The following is a 16,654-nucleotide window of genomic DNA, read 5'->3' as shown; positions in this document are numbered from 1 at the left end:
TTACTTGGCGCGTCGTCTGAAGTACGCGTATTTGAAGCCCATCAGCCACAACATACCGAAATATAGTGCAGCAAACAGAACGAGGCAGGCGCCCATCAGCGCGATCCGCTCGAACGGCACTGCGCGCATCGCGGTCCAGTCGAAGTTGAGCGCGAGCCAGTGCATCACGCCCGCGAGCACGAGCGACGCGCCCGCGAGCTGCACGAAGAAGCGCAGCCAGCCGGGCGACGGCTGATAGATGCCGCGGCGGCGCAGCCCGACGAACAGCAAGAAAGAATTCAGGCACGCGCCGACGCCGATGCTGAGCGTCAAGCCCGCCGCGCCGATGATCGGCACGAACACATAGTTCGACAACTGCGTGACGACGAGCACGCCGATCGCGATCTTCACGGGCGTCTTGATGTCCTGCTTCGCGTAGAAGCCGGGCGCGAGGATCTTGATGAGGATGATGCCGACGAGGCCGATCCCGTACGCGGCGAGCGCGCGCGCGACCATCGTGACCGTGTGCGCGTCGAATTTGCCGTAGTTGAAGAGCGTCGCCGTCAACGGCTCCGCGAAGAAGAACAGCGCGAGCGCACTCGGCGCGGCAAGCAGGAAAGTGACCCGCAGCCCCCAGTCGAGGAGCGCCGAATACTCGGTCGAATCGGCATCGACGTGCGCCTTCGACAGGCTCGGCAGCAGGATCGTGCCGAGCGCGACGCCGAGGAGCGCGGTCGGGAACTCCATCAGCCGGTCCGCGTAGTTGATCCACGACACGGCGCCCTGCCCGAGCCGCGACGCAATGTTCGTATTGATGATGAGCGACAGTTGCGCGACCGACACCGCGAACGTCGCGGGCACCATCTTCGCAAGCACGCGCTTCACGCCCGGATGCGCGAGCGCGCGCAGCGGATTGACGCCGATCGCGGGCACCATGTCGATCTTCTTCAGGCCAGGCAGCTGCACCGCGAACTGCAGGAGGCCGCCCGCGATCACCGCCCACGCGAGCGCGTAGACGGGCACCTTCAGATGCGGCGCGACAAACACGGCCGCGACGATGAACGCGACGTTCAGCAGCACGGGCGCGAACGCGGGCAGCGAGAAGCTCTTGTACGTGTTGAGCACACCCGACGCGAGCGTCGTCAGCGAGATGAACACGATGTACGGGAACATGATCTGCGTCATCGTGACGGCAAGCGGGAATGCCTGCCCGTCCGTGCGCAGCCCCGACGCGACCGCGAACACGACCCACGACGCGCCGGCGACCCCGACGAGCGACAGGAGCGCGAGCGCCCACGCGAGCACGGTCGACATCGCGTCGACGAGCGCCTTCGTCGCATCGTGCCCTTTTTGATTCTTGAACTCGGCGAGAATCGGCACGAAGGCTTGCGAGAACGCGCCTTCGGCCGACAGCCGGCGCAGCAGGTTCGGAATGCGGAACGCGACGTAGAACGCGTCGGTGAATTGACTGGCGCCGAACGCTCGGGCGATCAGCGTCTCACGGGCCAGACCGGTCACGCGCGACAGCAGCGTGAAGCCGCTGACCGTCAGCAGGGCTCGGAATAGATTCATGGGGCGCTTATTATACGGACCTGGGGCGTCGGCAGCCGGTAAGCCTGAGGAAAAGGCCGGCATACCGGCGTGGGTGATCCGGCAAGATGTGGCACGCGCTTGCCACCCGTTTGATTTTGTTGTTATAATTGCCGGTTTCTGAGCCTGTCATACGCATTGCGTGCGTCGCCAAGCGTCGTTTCGCGGTCAAGCGTGTCGGCCGGCCTCGGTTAAAACCGACGTTTTTTTGCGCTCCCGGGCAATCGCTCCCGGGAGTCGAATCGAAAAGCAGCGCTTGGCCGTCAGGCTCCAAGCTCTGGAAACAGGACAGGATAAGGAACCGTCATGGCTAACTCCGCACAAGCACGCAAGCGCGCCCGCCAGGCAGCGAAGGCAAACTCGCACAACTCGGCGCTGCGCTCGAAATTCCGCACCGCGATCAAGGCCGTCCGCAAGGCGATCGACGCCGGCGATCACGCCAAGGCCGCCGAAGTCTTCAAGGCCTCGTCGAAGACGATCGACACGATCGCCGACAAGAAGATCGTCCACAAGAACAAGGCAGCTCGCCACAAGAGCCGCCTCGCTGCAGCCGTCAAGGGCCTGCAAGCGCAAGCTGCGCAGTAAATCCGGCGCGCCCGCGAAGCGGGCGCCCTGTTTCCTCTGCGATCGACAAAAAAGCCCGCTTCATGCGGGCTTTTTTGCTGGGTCTTCGGAGGACATTTCGACGGCCATCTCTCGACACCTCCTTTCGATGCCTCGATTGTCGGCTTTGCCGGGCTGCCGCCCGAGCGATCCGACGCCACCGCCTCATCGCGTCACTTCTGCGCCCTGTCGTAATCAGGCAGTTCGCACGCCTCGGTGACGACGAGGTTGTTGTCCTTCGCGAAATTCATCACGAAATCGAATGCCATCGGCTCGATGTCGCGCAGCCGGGCATCGACGATCACGCATTTGAGGTCGCCGAGCAGCGTCGGCCGCACGTAGCGCGAATACTGAAGGCGGGCATTGGGCCCGCTCGCCCCTGGGCCGTAGCACGACATCACGCCAGCCAGGCGTTCGGACCAATCGCTCGGCCGAAACTTTTTCCCATCTTTCGTGATGCCCTGAATGAAATATTCGGTCGGGAGAGTTTCAGCCATGAGGGTACCCAAGTGACGGCCCAGCAGTGCACCGGCGAAGCTTCGCCTGGACACTTCGAACACAATGGAGCGGTTTCGCGGCGGCCCGCGACGAGCCCGCCTGAACGAGCGTTCCGGCTTGCGGCGCATCGCGCGCAGGCAAGCCGCCGCCCTGGCCGATTGTGTCCGGCAGACCAAGCATGAACCTTGCCCGCCGGGCTTGAGAAAACTTCGAAATTATACCGCAGCGCGCCATCGCGCGTCGTGTCGAACGCATGCCGGAAACCGGAAGCGCACCGTCCCGCGCGGCGGGCGGCGGCGGCGCGCGGCTCGTCAAAGCGGAAAAAATCCTTTATGCTGCATCGAGTTATCACATCCGACGGCGGCGCCGTCCGGCGCGTTCTCCGCCGGGTGAGTCCGCCGCGTTTCGTTTCATGACCGCCAAAACCATTCGTCACTACCTGCAGTTCAAGGATTTCTCGCTGGAAGACTACGAGTACGTGCTCGAACGCACGGGTATCCTGAAGCGCAAATTCAAGAACTACGAGACCTATCACCCGCTGCACGACCGCACGCTCGCGATGATCTTCGAGAAGAGCTCGACGCGTACGCGCCTGTCGTTCGAAGCCGGGATCTTCCAGCTGGGCGGCCATGCCGTGTTCATGAGCACGCGCGACACGCAGCTCGGCCGCGGCGAGCCTGTCGAGGATTCGGCGCAGGTGATCTCGCGAATGGTCGACATCATCATGATCCGCACGTTCGAGCAGGACATCATCCAGCGCTTCGCCGAGAATTCGCGCGTGCCGGTGATCAATGGTCTGACGAACGAATACCACCCGTGCCAGGTGCTCGCCGACATCTTCACGTATTACGAACACCGCGGCCCGATCCGCGGCAAGACGGTCGCGTGGGTCGGCGATGCGAACAACATGCTGTACACGTGGATTCAGGCCGCGCGCATCCTCGACTTCAAGCTGCGCCTGTCGACGCCGCCCGGCTATACGCTCGACGCGAAGCTCGTCGATCCGGAAAGCGCGCCGTTCTATCAGGTGTTCGACGATCCGAACGAAGCATGCAAGGGTGCGGATCTCGTCACGACCGACGTCTGGACGAGCATGGGCTTCGAAGCGGAGAACGAAGCGCGCAAGCAGGCGTTCGCCGACTGGTGCGTCGACGCGGAGATGATGTCGCACGCGAATCCCGACGCGCTCTTCATGCACTGCCTGCCCGCGCACCGCGGCGAGGAAGTGACGGCGGGCGTGATCGACGGGCCGCAGAGCGTCGTGTGGGACGAGGCGGAAAACCGCCTGCACGTGCAGAAGGCGCTGATGGAGTTCCTGCTGCTCGGGCGGTTGAATCACTGACGCGGGCTCGCACGGCCGCCGCGACGGCGGGGTCGAGCGCCGACGCGCCCTCCTTCGGCGCCACGAAAAACCTCGCTGCGAACCAGCGGGGTTTTTTATTGCCGATGCGCGCGTGTCCGCGCTCCGCCTACAGGCACACCGGCTCCCCCTCCAGCTCGACGCCGAAGCGCTCCAGCACGTCGCGCTGGATTGCGCGCGCGAGCGCGAGCACGTCGGCGCCCGTCGCGCCGCCCCGATTGACGAGCACGAGCGCCTGCCGCTCGTGGACGGCCGCCGCGCCGAGCGTCCGCCCTTTCCACCCGCAGCGGTCGATAAGCCAGCCGGCCGCGAGCTTCACGCGGCCGTCCGGCTGCGGATACGACACGACGTCCGGCTCCCGCGCGCGCAGCGCGGCGAACGCATGCGCGTCGATCACCGGATTCTTGAAGAAGCTGCCCGCGTTGCCGAGCTCGAGCGGATCGGGCAGCTTCGCGCGCCGGATCGCGACGACAGCGTCGAACGCATCGCGCGCACTCGCCCGGCTCGCGTCGATCCCGCGCGCGGCAAGCTCGCGCGCGACGTCCGCGTAGCCGAGCCGCGGCGTCCACGCCTTCGGCAGGCGAAACGTCACCGCCACGATCGCGAAACGGCCGCGCCCTTCCCGCTTGAAGAAGCTATCGCGATAGCCGAATGCACAGCGCCGCGCATCGAATTCGACGATGTCGCCCGTCGCGAGCTCGACCGCACGCAGCGACGCGAAATGTTCCTTCATCTCGATCCCGTACGCACCGATGTTCTGGATCGGCGCCGCGCCGACCGTGCCGGGAATCAGCGCGAGATTCTCGAGCCCCGGCATCCCTTCTGCGAGAGTCCATTCGACGAACGCATGCCAGTTCTCGCCGCCGCCCGCCTCGACGTACCATGCGCCGTCGTCTTCGCGCACGAGCGCGCGACCGCGGATTTCGTCGAGCAGCACGAGGCCGTCGAAGTCGCCGGTGAACACGACATTGCTGCCGCCGCCGAGCACGAGCGTGTCGAGCCCCGCGACGCGCGGATCGCCCGCGAGCGACGCGAACTGCTCGGGCGAGCCGATCCGCGCCGCGACGCGCGCGCGCACGTCGAAGCCGAACGTGTTGTGCGCACGCAGCGGATAGTCGGGAATCAATTGGACGGAAGAATCGGGACGGGACATCGGCATTCGCGGTTGCGCCGGCGCGCGGTCAAACCAGCGGCCTTGGGCAAATGTAGGGGCGCCGGTAAAATGGCGGTCAGCCCGTAATTATAGCGAGTGACCACGCGCAGGCCGCGCGCGGCACGCTCTACAGGAGAATGCCATGCCATCGTTCGACGTCGTTTCCGAAGCGAACATGATCGAAGTGAAAAATGCAGTCGAGCAATCGAACAAGGAAATTTCCACCCGCTTCGACTTCAAGGGCTCCGACGCGCGCGTCGAGCAGAAGGAGCGCGAACTCACGCTCTACGCCGACGACGAATTCAAGCTCGGCCAGGTCAAGGACGTGCTCATCGGCAAGTTGGCGAAGCGCAACGTCGACGTGCGCTTCCTCGACTACGGCAAGATCGAGAAGATCGGCGGCGACAAGGTGAAGCAGGTTGCGACGATCAAGAAAGGCGTGTCGGGCGACCTCGCCAAAAAGGTCGTGCGCATCGTGAAGGACAGCAAGATCAAGGTGCAGGCGAGCATCCAGGGCGATGCGGTACGCGTGTCCGGCGCGAAGCGCGACGATCTGCAAAGCGTGATCGCGCTGCTGCGCAAGGACGTGACCGACACGCCGCTCGACTTCAACAACTTCCGCGACTGAAGCCGGACGAGCCGCTCGCCAGTCGTGTCGTGGCGGGCGGCTTCGGGTCAGGGCGCGCCGGTCGCGGCGTGACAAGTCGTCGAAGGTCGATTCGCCGCTCGCCGCACGCCGCGCACCGTATCGCCTGAAGCGGATGCGTCGTTCGCGGCGTGACGATCGGCCGAACGAGCTGACGCACCGTTCGCCAAGCGGCAAATCGTCGAGGCTGAGCACGTCTTCCTCGCATGCGCCGCAGCGGCTTGTGTGGCTTGTGTGGCTTGTGTGACCGATGCGCGAGCGCGACGGACTCCGGAACACGCGGTGCGCCTTGCATCCGCGCTCGTTCGCATGGCGCCCGCGCCAACTGCAGCACCAACGTTTGGGGATGCGATCAACGCCCGAATCGCGTGCGCCGCCGATGCCAAACCACCCTTCCCGCTCCGATCGAACGCCTCTCGATGCGCGACGGCACCGCGACGCGCAGCGCGTCGCATCCGCGCGCCCCGAACGAAACCGAACGAAACCGAACGAAATCGGGCGAATCCGCGCGAATTACACGCCTGTCTTCTTCTGCCCGATGCGGCTTTCCTCGCCTGCAATGAGCTTCGAAATATTCGAGCGATGCCGCCAGATCAACAGCACGCTCATCGAGAACACCGCCCACGCGACCGGGTTGTTGCGCGTGCCGAACAGGAACATGTCGAAAACCGGCGCAAACACGGCGGCGACGAGCGCCGCAAGCGACGAATAGCGGAAGAAGAACGCGACGATGACCCAGGTCAGCGCGGTCGCGAGGCCGAGCACCGGATGCACGGCAAGCAGCACGCCCGCCGCGGTCGCGACGCCCTTGCCGCCCTGGAAGCGGAAGAAGACCGGATACAGGTGGCCGAGGAACACGGCGATCGCCGACAGCGCGACGCCGATCTCGCCGCCGATGCCGAAGCGCCTGACGAGCCAGACCGCGAGCCAGCCCTTGAACGCATCGCCGACGAGCGTGAGAACCGCCGCCTTCTTGTTGCCGCTGCGCAGCACGTTGGTCGCGCCGGGATTCTTCGAGCCGTACGAGCGGGGGTCGGCGAGCCCCATCGCGGCGCTGATGACGACGGCAAACGACACCGATCCGATCAGATAGGCGGCGACGGTAGCGAGCAGGATCTGCATGCGAAGGACTCTTGTTTCAACGTATGGGTTGGATGGACGGCCTCGGTCGCGAGGTCGCGGCGGCGCTCATTCTACCGAACCGGCGCGGTGCGCCACGCGGGTGAAACCCTCAGTCGACACTTGCGCACTGCACGGGCCGTGCGTCCAGGAGCGTCATCAGCGCCGCGGGCGCGAGGCTCACGAGGTAGCCGCGCCGGCCGCCGTTCAGGTAGATCGACGGCAAGTCGAGGATCGTCGATTCGACGAAGACGGGCATCGCCTTCTTCGTGCCGAACGGCGACGTGCCGCCGACGAGGTAGCCCGAATGCCGGTTCGCGACCTCGGGCTTGCACGGCTCGACGCGCTTCGCGCCGATCTGCCGCGCGAGGTTCTTCGTCGACACCGTGCGGTCGCCGTGCATCAGGATGATGAGCGGCTTCGCGTATTCGTCTTCCATCACGAGCGTCTTGATGACGGCGTGCTCGTCGACACCCAGTTGCCGCGCCGATTCGGACGTGCCGCCATGATCGACGTAATCGTAGACGTGCTCGCCGAACGCGACGCCGTGGCGGCGCAGGAACTGCGTCGCGGGTGTTTCGGAAACGTGTTTGGATTTGCTCATGTGCGCATTTTAATTGCAGGCGGCGCGCGGGACTATTGTCCGAATGGCAGATTGTTCGCGCGGCCGCGGCGTGGCACGATCGTCGGCACACGGTCGGCGACGGCGCGACGCCGCGCTCGCGCCGACCACCCGGAGGCACCATGACAACCCAGTTTTCCGCTGGCGCGGCGATCGACGTCGACGCGCTGATCGCCGCGTTGCCGTCGCGGATCGCGGCGCTGCCCGCGCGCATCGCCGAACGCATGCCCGATCACGTCGCACTGATCGAGGACGCGCGACGGCTCACGTACGCGCAGCTCGCGCATGCGATCGACGCGGCCGCCGACCGGCTGCGAGGCCTGGGCGTGCAAGGCGGCGACCGCGTGATGATCGTCGCGGAGAACAGCGTCGCGCAGCTCGTGCTGCTGTTCGCCACGACGCGGCTCGCTGCATGGGCGATCGTGTCGAACGCGCGCCTTGCGGCGGCCGAGCTCGATGCGATCGCCGCGCATGCGCAGCCGCGCCTGATTGCGTTCGTCACCGACACGTCGCCCGATGCGTGCGCGCATGCCGAACGTCGCGGCGCGCAGCCAGCCGCGCCGTTCGAGCTCGACATCGGCGCGTGGTCGTACACACTCGATGCGAGCGTGCGCACGGAACCGATCGAAGCGGACGGCGCCCGCCAGTGCGCGGCGCTCATCTATACGACGGGCACGACCGGCACGCCGAAGGGCGTGATGCTGTCGCACCGCAACCTGCTGTTCGTCGCGGCGGTGTCGAGCACGCAGCGGCGCGTCGCGCCGACCGACGTGGTCTACACAGTGCTGCCTGTGTCGCACGTCTATGGGCTCGCGTCGGTATGCCTCGGCAGCCTCTACGCGGGCGCGACGCTCAAGCTCGTGCCCCGCTTTTCGCCGGAGGCGCTGCGCCGCGCGCTCGCCGACGAGCGCGTGACCCTCTTCCAGGGCGTGCCGGCCATGCACGCGAAACTGCTTGAGCATCTCCGCGCGCACGGACACGCGTGGCACGCACCGCATCTGCGTTTCGTCTATTCGGGCGGCTCGCCGCTCGACGCCGATCTGAAAGCGCGCGTCGAACGCGTCTACGGTCTGCCGCTGCACAACGGCTACGGGATGACCGAGAGCAGCCCGACGATCACGCAAACGCCGATCGACGCGCCGCGCGCCGATTGCTCGGTCGGCATGCCGATTCCGGGCGTCGCCGTCCGCTTCTGCACGGCGGACGGCGACGACGTTGCGCCGGGCGAAGTCGGCGAGCTGTGGGTGCGCGGACCGAACGTGATGCTCGGCTACTACCGCAATCCGGAAGGCACGCACGCGGCCGTCACGGCGGACGGCTGGCTAAAGACAGGCGACCTCGCGCGCGCGGCCGACGACGGCGCGGTGACGATAGCCGGCCGCAGCAAGGAGCTCATCATTCGCTCGGGCTTCAACGTCTATCCGTCCGAAGTCGAACAGGCGCTGAACGCGCATCCGGACGTCGTGCAGTCGGCCGTGATCGGGCGCGCGGTCGAAGGCAACGAGGAGGTGATCGCGTTCGTCGAGCTCGCGCCGAACGCGGCCGCAACCGAAGACGATCTGAAGGACTGGTGCGCGGGCCGGCTCACGCCGTACAAGCGCCCCGCGCAAATTCGCGCGCTTGCCGCGCTGCCGGCCGCGTCGACGGGCAAGGTGCTCAAGCACAGGCTGCGCGAGATGCCGTGACGCGGCGGGCTCGCACGCCGGCGTCCGACGCACACGGAGAGCGGATGCCGGAAGGACAAAGATGTTCCGCAATGTTCCGCAAACGACCGATGCCCGAATGATCGATGCGTGAAGGATCGATCATTCGCACTCGACGCGCGCACCGCGCCGCGGGCAGCCACGTGACGCCCGCGCGGTGGATGCGCGAGTTGCGCACGCGACGAATGGGCGCAAGGTCACCGCGGGTCGCCGCGGGCGTCACCCGCGCGGATGATGCGCCGCATGCAGCGTCTTTAGCCGCTCGCGCGCGACGTGCGTGTAGATCTGCGTCGTCGAGATGTCGCTGTGGCCGAGCAGCAGTTGCACGACTCGCAGGTCCGCGCCGTGGTTCAGCAGATGCGTCGCGAACGCGTGCCGCAGCGTATGCGGCGACAGATGTGCGCGGACGTCCGCCTGCTGTGCGTGGCGTTTGATGATGTTCCAGAATTGCTGGCGCGTCATCCCGTCGCCGCGCGCGGTGACAAAGAGCGCATCGGCCGCGCGCGCGCCGAGGAGCGCGGGCCGCCCGTCGCGCAGATAGCGCTCGATCCAGCCATGCGCGACTTCGCCGAACGGCACGAGCCGTTCCTTCGAGCCCTTGCCCGTTACGCGCACGACGCCTTCGTTCAACCCGACCTCGACCGACTTCAGCGTGACGAGTTCGCTCACGCGCAGCCCGCTCGCGTACATCAATTCGAGCATCGTCCGGTCGCGCAGGCCGAGCGGTGTATCGATGTCGGGTGCGGCAAGCAATGCCTCGACCTGCGCCTCGGACAGCGTCGACGGAAACCGCGGCGCCTGCTTCGCCGATGCGATCCTGAGCGTCGGGTCGGCGGCCGCGCGATGCTCGCGCAGCGCCCAGCCGTAATAGCGGCGAAACACCGACAGCCGGCGGTTCGACGACGTCGCCTTGCCGTCGCTGCGCGCGGCGATGTAGCCCGTCAGCATCGCCTCGCTCGCCTGATCGACGTTCACCGCATGTTGCGCGGCGAGCCATTGCGCGAATAGCTGCAGGTCGCGCCGGTACGCGTCGAGCGTGTTGCGCGACAGCCCGTGCTCGAGCCACATCGCATCGCAGAACAGATCGATCGACGTGCGGCTGTCGACCCATGCGGGCGACGCGGCCAGCTCGTCGGACGGACGATCGGACGACGGCGCGTGCGCACGCTCGGGCTCGACGAGCGACGCGGGGGCCGCGGAGGCACCTGCTGCGCGCGCCATCAGTACTGCACGCCCTCGTGCGCAAGCAGCCAGCGCTTGACCTTGAGGAAGTAGCCGTCGTCGTCGTGGTTCGCGAAGCCGCCGATCCCGCCCGACGCGACGACGCGATGACACGGAATCACGAGCGGAAAATAGTTCGAGCCGCACGCCTGGCCGACCGCGCGCGGCGCGCTGCCGATCTGCTTCGCGATCTGCCCGTAGGTCAGCACGACGCCGGGCGGAATCGCGCTGATCGCGTTCCACACGCGATGCTGGAACGGCGTGCCGACTGCGGCGAGCGGCAGGTCGAAACGCGTGGACGCACGCTCGAAATAGCGCTCGATCTGGCGCGCGGCCCGCTTCGCGAGCGTCGTGTCCGGCGCGACGCTCTTCATCGATTCGGGCAGATAGACGATCTCGCGCACGACCGACGCATCGGTGCGGATACCCATCTTGCCGAATGGCGCATCGATTACTGCGTTGAACATCGTTGCCTCCTGAAAGGGGCGCGCCCGCGACATGCGCCGGCCGCCCGCCAAACCGTCACTTTACGCCGCCTTCACGCAGCGCGCAGCGCCCACTCGACGTGCTCGCGCACGAGCTCGGACGCATCGTCCGCACGCGCGCGCAACGCCGCGACGATCGCCGCGCGCGCGACGGGCTCGACGCTGCCGGGCGCCGCGCGCAGCGCGTTGCCGAGGCCCACCGCGAGATTGCGCAGCCAGCGCTCGTAGCCGATCCGGCGAATCGCGCTGCCTTGCATCCGCTCGTCGAATTGCTCGGCAGTCCACGCGAACAGCTCGACGAGCGACGCGCGATCGAGCCCGTGCCGCACGTCGAAGTCGGCCACGGGCGCCGCCTGCGCGAACTTGTTCCACGGACAGACGAGCTGGCAGTCGTCGCAGCCGTACACGCGATTGCCGACGAGCGGCCGCAACGGCTCGGGAATGCTGCCGTGCAATTCGATCGTCAGATAGGAGATGCAGCGCCGCGCGTCGACGCGATACGGCGCGACGATCGCACCGGTCGGGCACGCGCCGATGCAGCGCGTGCAACTGCCGCAATGCGCGCCGGGCGTCTCGGGCGCTGCGGCGGGCGACGTCTGCGCGTCGGTCGGCAATGGCACGTCGACGTAAATCTCGCCGAGAAAGAAGAACGAGCCCGCGTCGCGCTGCAAGAGCAGCGTGTGCTTGCCGCGCCAGCCGACGCCCGCCTTCTGCGCGAGCTCGACTTCGAGCACCGGCGCGGAATCGGTGAACACCCGATAGCCGAATGCGCCGATCTCGGCTTCGATCCGCTCGGCGAGCGTCTGCAGCCGGTGGCGCAATACCTTGTGATAGTCGCGGCCGCGCGCGTAGACGGACACGACGGCCGCCAGCGGATCGGCGATGCGCGCGGCCTCGCGCGCGCGCCAGTCGCGCGGCGCGGCGCTCGAATCGGGTGCGTCGCCGAGCGTCGCGGCGGGCAGATAGGCGAGCCGCGCGGAGATCACGCGTCGCGTGCCGGCCACAAGTTCGGCCGGCCGCGCGCGTTTCATCCCATGTTTGGCCATATAATCCATCTCGCCGTGGCATCCGGCTTCCAGCCAGGCGGCGAGCCCCGCTTCGGCATCCGAGAGATCGGTATCGCTGATGCCGATCGCCCCGAAACCCAATTCGCGCCCCCACGCCTTGATGCGCGACGCGAGCTCGGCGAGCTTCGCATCGTCGAGGCGAGACGGCGCGGCGCGCCCGTCCTGCGAGGGGCGCGCATCTGCGACTTCGAGTTCCGGAATTCGGTCCATCGCTCTATTTTACGAGAATGTCCGAGCAGCCTAGCCACGCGCATGCCGCGCCCTTCCTGCCCGCTCCGATCGCCGAGCGCACGCTCGCGCTCGCCGACGAGGCGGCGACGATCGCGTTCGGCGAGCGCTTCGCGCACGCGCTCGACGCGGTGCGCGGCGAGCGCGCCGCCGCGCACGCGTTCGACGGCCTGCAAATCCAGCTTTACGGCGATCTCGGCGCAGGCAAGACGACGCTCGTGCGCGCGATGCTGCGCGGCCTCGGCCACGCGGGCCGCGTGAAGAGCCCGACCTACACGCTCGTCGAACCGTACGCACTCGCGCGTTCCGATGGGGAACTCGAGGTCTATCACTTCGATCTGTACCGTTTTAGCGATCCGGCCGAATGGGCCGACGCAGGCTTTCGCGAGTATTTCAATTCCGGCGCGATCTGCGTCGTCGAATGGCCGCAGCGGGCGGGCGCGCTCCTTGGCGTGCCGGATCTCGTGTTCTCGCTCGACGTGGACGGCGAAGGCCGGCTCCTCACCGCCCGGGCGTACAGCGCATCAGGAAAGGCATGTCTCGAAAGATGTTGATCAAACCGTTCCGCTCGATCGAATCGGCGGCCACCGCGACCCATAACTGGCGACGCCGGCAGATCCTGCGCGCCGGCGCGTCGACGCTCGTGCTCGGGCTCGCGCTGCCGCGCCTCGCGCACGCGTCGTCGGTGCTCGGCGTGCGCGTGTGGCCCGCGCGCGACTACACGCGCGTGACGATCGAATCCGACCAGCCGCTGCAGAACTCGCAGCAACTGCTGCAAGGACCGGACCGGCTCGTCGTCGATCTGAACGGCCTCGATCTCGACCAGGCGCTGCGCGACCTCGTGTCGAAGATCACGCCGAACGATCCGCAGATCCAGTCGGTGCGGGTCGGCCAGTATCAGCCGCACGTCGTGCGGATGGTGTTCGACCTGAAGGGCTCGGTGAAGCCGCAGGTGTTCACGCTGCCGCCCGTCGGCACCTATCGCTACCGGCTCGTGTTCGACCTGTATCCGGCCGTCGCGCCCGATCCGCTGTCCGACCTGATCGCGCAGACCGAACGCAAGGAACAGCAGCTGAACGACACGATGCGCGCGCAGCAGGCGCAGCCGCCGACGGCCGCGCTCAACGGCCCGGCCGCCGCGCCGCCCGCCGCGGCCGACAACAGCGACGCATTCTTCCAGCGCTTCGCGCAGAACAACCCGCCGCCCGCGCACGCCGCGCGCCCGGCGCCGGGCGCGCCTGCCAATCCGCCCATCGCACAGACGCCGCCTGCCGCCCCGCCGCGGCCCGCGGTCAAGCCGCCGCCCGTCATCGCGCGCAAGAACGACGACGATTCCGGCGATGCCGACACCTACGCGTTCACCGCGCCGAAATCCGGCCGCGGCACCGTGCGCCTCCTCACCGTCGCGATCGATCCGGGCCACGGCGGCGAGGACCCGGGCGCGATCGGCGGTGGCGGCACGTACGAGAAACACGTCGCGCTCGACATCGCGAAGAAGCTGCGCGCGAAGATCGACGCCGCGCCGAACATGCGCGCGATGATGACGCGCGACGCCGACTTCTTCGTGCCGCTCAACGTGCGCGTGCAGAAGGCGCGGCGCGTCGGCGCGGATCTGTTCGTGTCGATCCACGCGGACGCGTTCACGACGCCGTCGGCGCGCGGCTCGTCGGTGTTCGCGCTGTCGGACCACGGCGCGTCGAGCGCGGCCGCGCGCTGGCTCGCGAACAAGGAGAACTCGTCGGACCAGATCGGCGGGATCAACATCAAGACGCAGGACGTCGCGGTGAACCGCGCGCTTTTCGACATGTCGACGACCGCGCAAATCCGCGATTCGCTGCGCTACGGCGGCTACGTGCTGAAGGAAGTCGGCGGCATCAACAAGCTGCACAAGGGCTCGGTCGAGCAGGCGGGGTTCGCGGTGCTGAAGGCGCCCGACATTCCGTCGATCCTCGTCGAAACCGCGTTCATCAGCAATCCCGACGAGGAGCGCCGGCTGAACGACGACGCGTACCGCGACCAGATGGCCGATGCGATCTTCCGCGGGATCAAGCGCTATTTCGCAGCGAATCCGCCGCTCGCGAAGAGCCGGATGACCTGACGCACCCGCGTCTTGCGCGGCGCGGCGGCGTCCCGCGCCGCCGCGCGCGCGAAACGCTCGAGCCCGCCGATTCGGCCCGCGCGCCTTCGCGATATTCCCTTCGTCATATTGCGCGCGGTACCGCGTCTCGCACGCCGATCTTCCCGGCGGTGCACATCGCTTCGACACGCTCGCCTTTGCCGTCCCGCCGCTGCCTTCGTCGATCGCCGTCGCCACGCGCGAATTCCGCGACCGGCCGATTAGCACATATCCGCCGTACGATCCGGCGCCGGGCATCGCTCCGAATACCCTTGTTGCCGTGCGCCTTTTCGCCGTCGGAACCGCGCGGCGCGATCACGACGCCGCTGCGAAGAACCGCCGCGCGAGCCGGTCGCCGAACACGTTGACCGCGAGCCCGGCCATCACGAGCGCCGCGCCCGCGAGCTGCGCGTGCGTCAACTGCTCGCCGAGCAGCAGCGACGACGACGCGAGGCCGACGATCGGCACGAGCAGCGAGAACGGCGCGACCTGCCCGGCCGGATAGCGCGACAGCAGGCGGCTCCACAGCCCGTAGCCGAGCAGCGTCGCGACGAACGCGAGATAGACGACCGCGAAGACCGACGCGCCCGACAGCGACGTCAGCGCGGTCTCGATCCGCTGCGGCCCCTCGAAGCAATACGACAGCACGAAGAACGGCACGGGCGGCACGAGGCTCGCCCAGACGACGAGCGACACGAGATCGACCTTGCCGAGCTTCTTCGTCAGCACGTTGCCGAGCGCCCACAGCGCGGCGGCGCCGATCGTCAGCAGAAAGCCCGCGAGCGTCATGCCGCGGCCGCCCTGCACGGCGATCACGACGAGACCGGCCGCCGCGATCGCGAGGCCCGCGAGATTCTGCGCGCGCAGGCGCTCGCCGAGGACGAGCATCGCGAAGAACAGCGTGAAGAACGCCTGCGACTGCAGCACGAGCGAAGCGAGTCCGGCCGGCATGCCGACGGACATCGCCGAAAACAGGAACACGAACTGGCCGAGCAGGATCGTCGACCCGTACAGCGCGAGGAGACGCCACGGAATCTGCGGGCGGCGCACGAAGAACACCGCGGGCACCGCCGCGAGCAGGAAGCGCAGCCCGCCGAGCAGCATCGGCGGCACGCCGTGCAGCCCGACCTTGATCACGACGAAGTTCACGCCCCACGCCAGGATCACCACCAGCGCCAGCAGCAAGTCTCTCGGGGCCATCGTCGTCTCCGTGTTTTTTTGCGAGCCATCGAGTCTACCGGCGTTTCGCCAAGCCTGCAGACAGCCGCGCGCGTCCGCGAGCGCACCCGCCGCGACGGCCGCTACCCCGTTACAATGGGTCGCATTCCGCCGCACGAACGCTTCGAAAGCCTCGAACGCCGCCCGCCATGACCGACTCGATCAAAACCATCCTGAAGCCGCACGTCCGCGACATCGGCAACCTGAGCGTGCGCCGCACGCTGCCCGCGCTCGCCGCGCGCACCGTCGGCCCGTTCATCTTCTTCGATCACATGGGCCCCGCCGAGCAGCCCGCGGGCGCGGGCCTCGACGTGCGCCCGCATCCGCACATCGGCCTCGCGACCGTCACCTATCTGTTCGACGGCGCGATCATGCATCGCGACAGCCTCGGCTCCGTGCAGAAGATCGTGCCGGGCGACGTCAACTGGATGACGGCCGGACGCGGGATCGTCCATTCGGAGCGCACGCCCGACGAGGCGCGCGCGAGCGGGCAGACGGTGCACGGGATCCAGACCTGGGTCGCGCTGCCGCTCGCGCACGAGACGCGCGAGCCGTCGTTCGAGCACCATGCGGCCGCGACACTGCCGAAACTCGAGCGCGACGGCGTCGCGATGACGGTGATCGCGGGCGACGCGTTCGGCGTGCGCTCGCCCGTCACGACGTTCTCGCGCACACTGTACGTCGCCGCCGTGTTCGCGCCGGGCGGCGCACTCGCGCTCGATGCCGAGCACGAAGAGCGCGCGGTCTATCTCGTCGACGGCGACCTGACCGTCGACGGCACGCCGCTCGAAGCCGCGCGGATGGCGGTGCTCGCGCCGGGCGCGCGGGTCGCGCTCGCAAGCGCCGGCGGCGCGCGCGCGATGCTGCTCGGCGGCGACAAGCTCGACGGCGAGCGCTTCATCGAATGGAATTTCGTCGCGAGCTCGCGCGACGCGATCGAGCGCGCGAAGCGCGCGTGGGCGGCGCAGGAGATGGGGACGGTACCCGGCGAAACCGACTGGATTCCGTTGCCCGAGCGCCGCGCGCATTGAAAAAAGGCCGCGCAC

At 67.7% G+C, this 16,654-nt stretch carries 16 protein-coding genes; 7 read left to right on the top strand and 9 right to left on the bottom strand.

Translation table 11 applies throughout. The annotated features are described in order from the left end of the window. Positions 1-1,551, bottom strand: coding sequence for a murein biosynthesis integral membrane protein MurJ (gene murJ, locus WS62_RS28235; protein WP_066577988.1), 1,551 nt, complete (start codon positions 1,549-1,551; stop codon positions 1-3). A 324-nt stretch (positions 1,552-1,875) separates the two neighbouring features. On the opposite strand from murJ, the gene rpsT reads away from it, so the two are divergent. Continuing rightward, a complete protein-coding gene (gene rpsT, locus WS62_RS28230) occupies positions 1,876-2,154 on the top strand; it encodes a 30S ribosomal protein S20 (RefSeq protein ID WP_066577985.1) in 279 nt (92 codons plus the stop codon). Positions 2,155-2,345: 191 nt separating this feature from the next. Here the strand turns inward: rpsT and WS62_RS28225 are convergent, their stop codons facing one another. Beyond that, on the bottom strand, positions 2,346-2,669 hold the full coding sequence (locus WS62_RS28225) for a DUF3579 domain-containing protein (protein WP_059473640.1): 324 nt from the start codon (positions 2,667-2,669) through the stop codon (positions 2,346-2,348). Positions 2,670-3,082: 413 nt separating this feature from the next. On the opposite strand from WS62_RS28225, the gene argF reads away from it, so the two are divergent. Continuing rightward, entirely contained in the window at positions 3,083-4,012 is a 930-nt protein-coding gene (gene argF, locus WS62_RS28220; protein ID WP_066577982.1) for an ornithine carbamoyltransferase, read from the top strand. Between the two features lie 127 nt (positions 4,013-4,139). On the opposite strand, the gene murB is transcribed toward argF, so the two are convergent. After that, the gene (gene murB / locus WS62_RS28215) at positions 4,140-5,189 is read right to left on the bottom strand and encodes a UDP-N-acetylmuramate dehydrogenase (protein ID WP_066577980.1); all 1,050 of its coding nucleotides are present in this window, start codon (positions 5,187-5,189) and stop codon (positions 4,140-4,142) included. 136 nt (positions 5,190-5,325) lie between these two features. Here murB and WS62_RS28210 point away from each other — a divergent pair, with 136 nt between their 5' ends. Beyond that, a complete protein-coding gene (locus WS62_RS28210; RefSeq protein ID WP_066577977.1) occupies positions 5,326-5,811 on the top strand; it encodes a YajQ family cyclic di-GMP-binding protein in 486 nt (161 codons plus the stop codon). 531 nt (positions 5,812-6,342) lie between these two features. Here the strand turns inward: WS62_RS28210 and plsY are convergent. Further along, a complete protein-coding gene (gene plsY, locus WS62_RS28205; RefSeq protein ID WP_066577974.1) occupies positions 6,343-6,951 on the bottom strand; it encodes a glycerol-3-phosphate 1-O-acyltransferase PlsY in 609 nt (202 codons plus the stop codon). Positions 6,952-7,060: 109 nt separating this feature from the next. Next, positions 7,061-7,552, bottom strand: coding sequence for a Cys-tRNA(Pro) deacylase (ybaK, locus tag WS62_RS28200; RefSeq protein ID WP_066577971.1), 492 nt, complete (start codon positions 7,550-7,552; stop codon positions 7,061-7,063). Positions 7,553-7,692: 140 nt separating this feature from the next. On the opposite strand from ybaK, the gene WS62_RS28195 reads away from it, so the two are divergent. Beyond that, positions 7,693-9,255: a class I adenylate-forming enzyme family protein gene (locus WS62_RS28195; RefSeq protein WP_066578035.1), complete on the top strand. Its 1,563-nt coding sequence runs from the start codon at positions 7,693-7,695 to the stop codon at positions 9,253-9,255. Between the two features lie 237 nt (positions 9,256-9,492). Here the strand turns inward: WS62_RS28195 and xerD are convergent, their stop codons facing one another. From xerD to queG, 3 genes are all read right to left on the bottom strand, one after another. Then, positions 9,493-10,494 (bottom strand): site-specific tyrosine recombinase XerD, encoded by a 1,002-nt coding sequence (gene xerD, locus WS62_RS28190; protein WP_066577968.1) that lies wholly within the window; start codon positions 10,492-10,494, stop codon positions 9,493-9,495. After that, complete coding sequence (locus WS62_RS28185) at positions 10,494-10,961, bottom strand: methylated-DNA--[protein]-cysteine S-methyltransferase (RefSeq protein ID WP_066577961.1); 468 nt, start codon at positions 10,959-10,961, stop codon at positions 10,494-10,496. Before WS62_RS28185 ends, xerD begins: the two co-directional genes overlap by 1 nt. Positions 10,962-11,032: 71 nt before the next feature. Further along, positions 11,033-12,256, bottom strand: coding sequence for a tRNA epoxyqueuosine(34) reductase QueG (queG, locus tag WS62_RS28180; RefSeq protein ID WP_066577954.1), 1,224 nt, complete (start codon positions 12,254-12,256; stop codon positions 11,033-11,035). Between the two features lie 17 nt (positions 12,257-12,273). On the opposite strand from queG, the gene tsaE reads away from it, so the two are divergent. Both tsaE and WS62_RS28170 read left to right on the top strand, forming a co-directional pair. After that, positions 12,274-12,828, top strand: coding sequence for a tRNA (adenosine(37)-N6)-threonylcarbamoyltransferase complex ATPase subunit type 1 TsaE (gene tsaE / locus WS62_RS28175; protein WP_066493625.1), 555 nt, complete (start codon positions 12,274-12,276; stop codon positions 12,826-12,828). Continuing rightward, positions 12,810-14,372 (top strand): N-acetylmuramoyl-L-alanine amidase, encoded by a 1,563-nt coding sequence (locus tag WS62_RS28170; protein WP_066493624.1) that lies wholly within the window; start codon positions 12,810-12,812, stop codon positions 14,370-14,372. The genes tsaE and WS62_RS28170 overlap by 19 nt, the downstream gene beginning before the upstream one ends. Before the next feature lie 333 nt (positions 14,373-14,705). Here WS62_RS28170 and WS62_RS28165 read toward each other — a convergent pair whose 3' ends face one another. Then, complete coding sequence (locus WS62_RS28165) at positions 14,706-15,590, bottom strand: EamA family transporter (RefSeq protein WP_066577952.1); 885 nt, start codon at positions 15,588-15,590, stop codon at positions 14,706-14,708. Positions 15,591-15,757: 167 nt separating this feature from the next. On the opposite strand from WS62_RS28165, the gene WS62_RS28160 reads away from it, so the two are divergent. Then, positions 15,758-16,639 carry a pirin family protein gene (locus WS62_RS28160; protein WP_066577943.1) on the top strand — a complete coding sequence of 294 codons (882 nt, stop codon included), beginning with the start codon at positions 15,758-15,760 and terminating at the stop codon, positions 16,637-16,639. Positions 16,640-16,654: the final 15 nt, after the last annotated feature.

Origin of the sequence: Burkholderia sp. ABCPW 14 (assembly GCF_001523835.1) — a bacterium.
In the GTDB taxonomy this organism is placed as follows: Bacteria; Pseudomonadota; Gammaproteobacteria; order Burkholderiales; family Burkholderiaceae; genus Burkholderia; species Burkholderia mayonis.
This window is presented reverse-complemented; position numbering and strand designations above follow the sequence as displayed.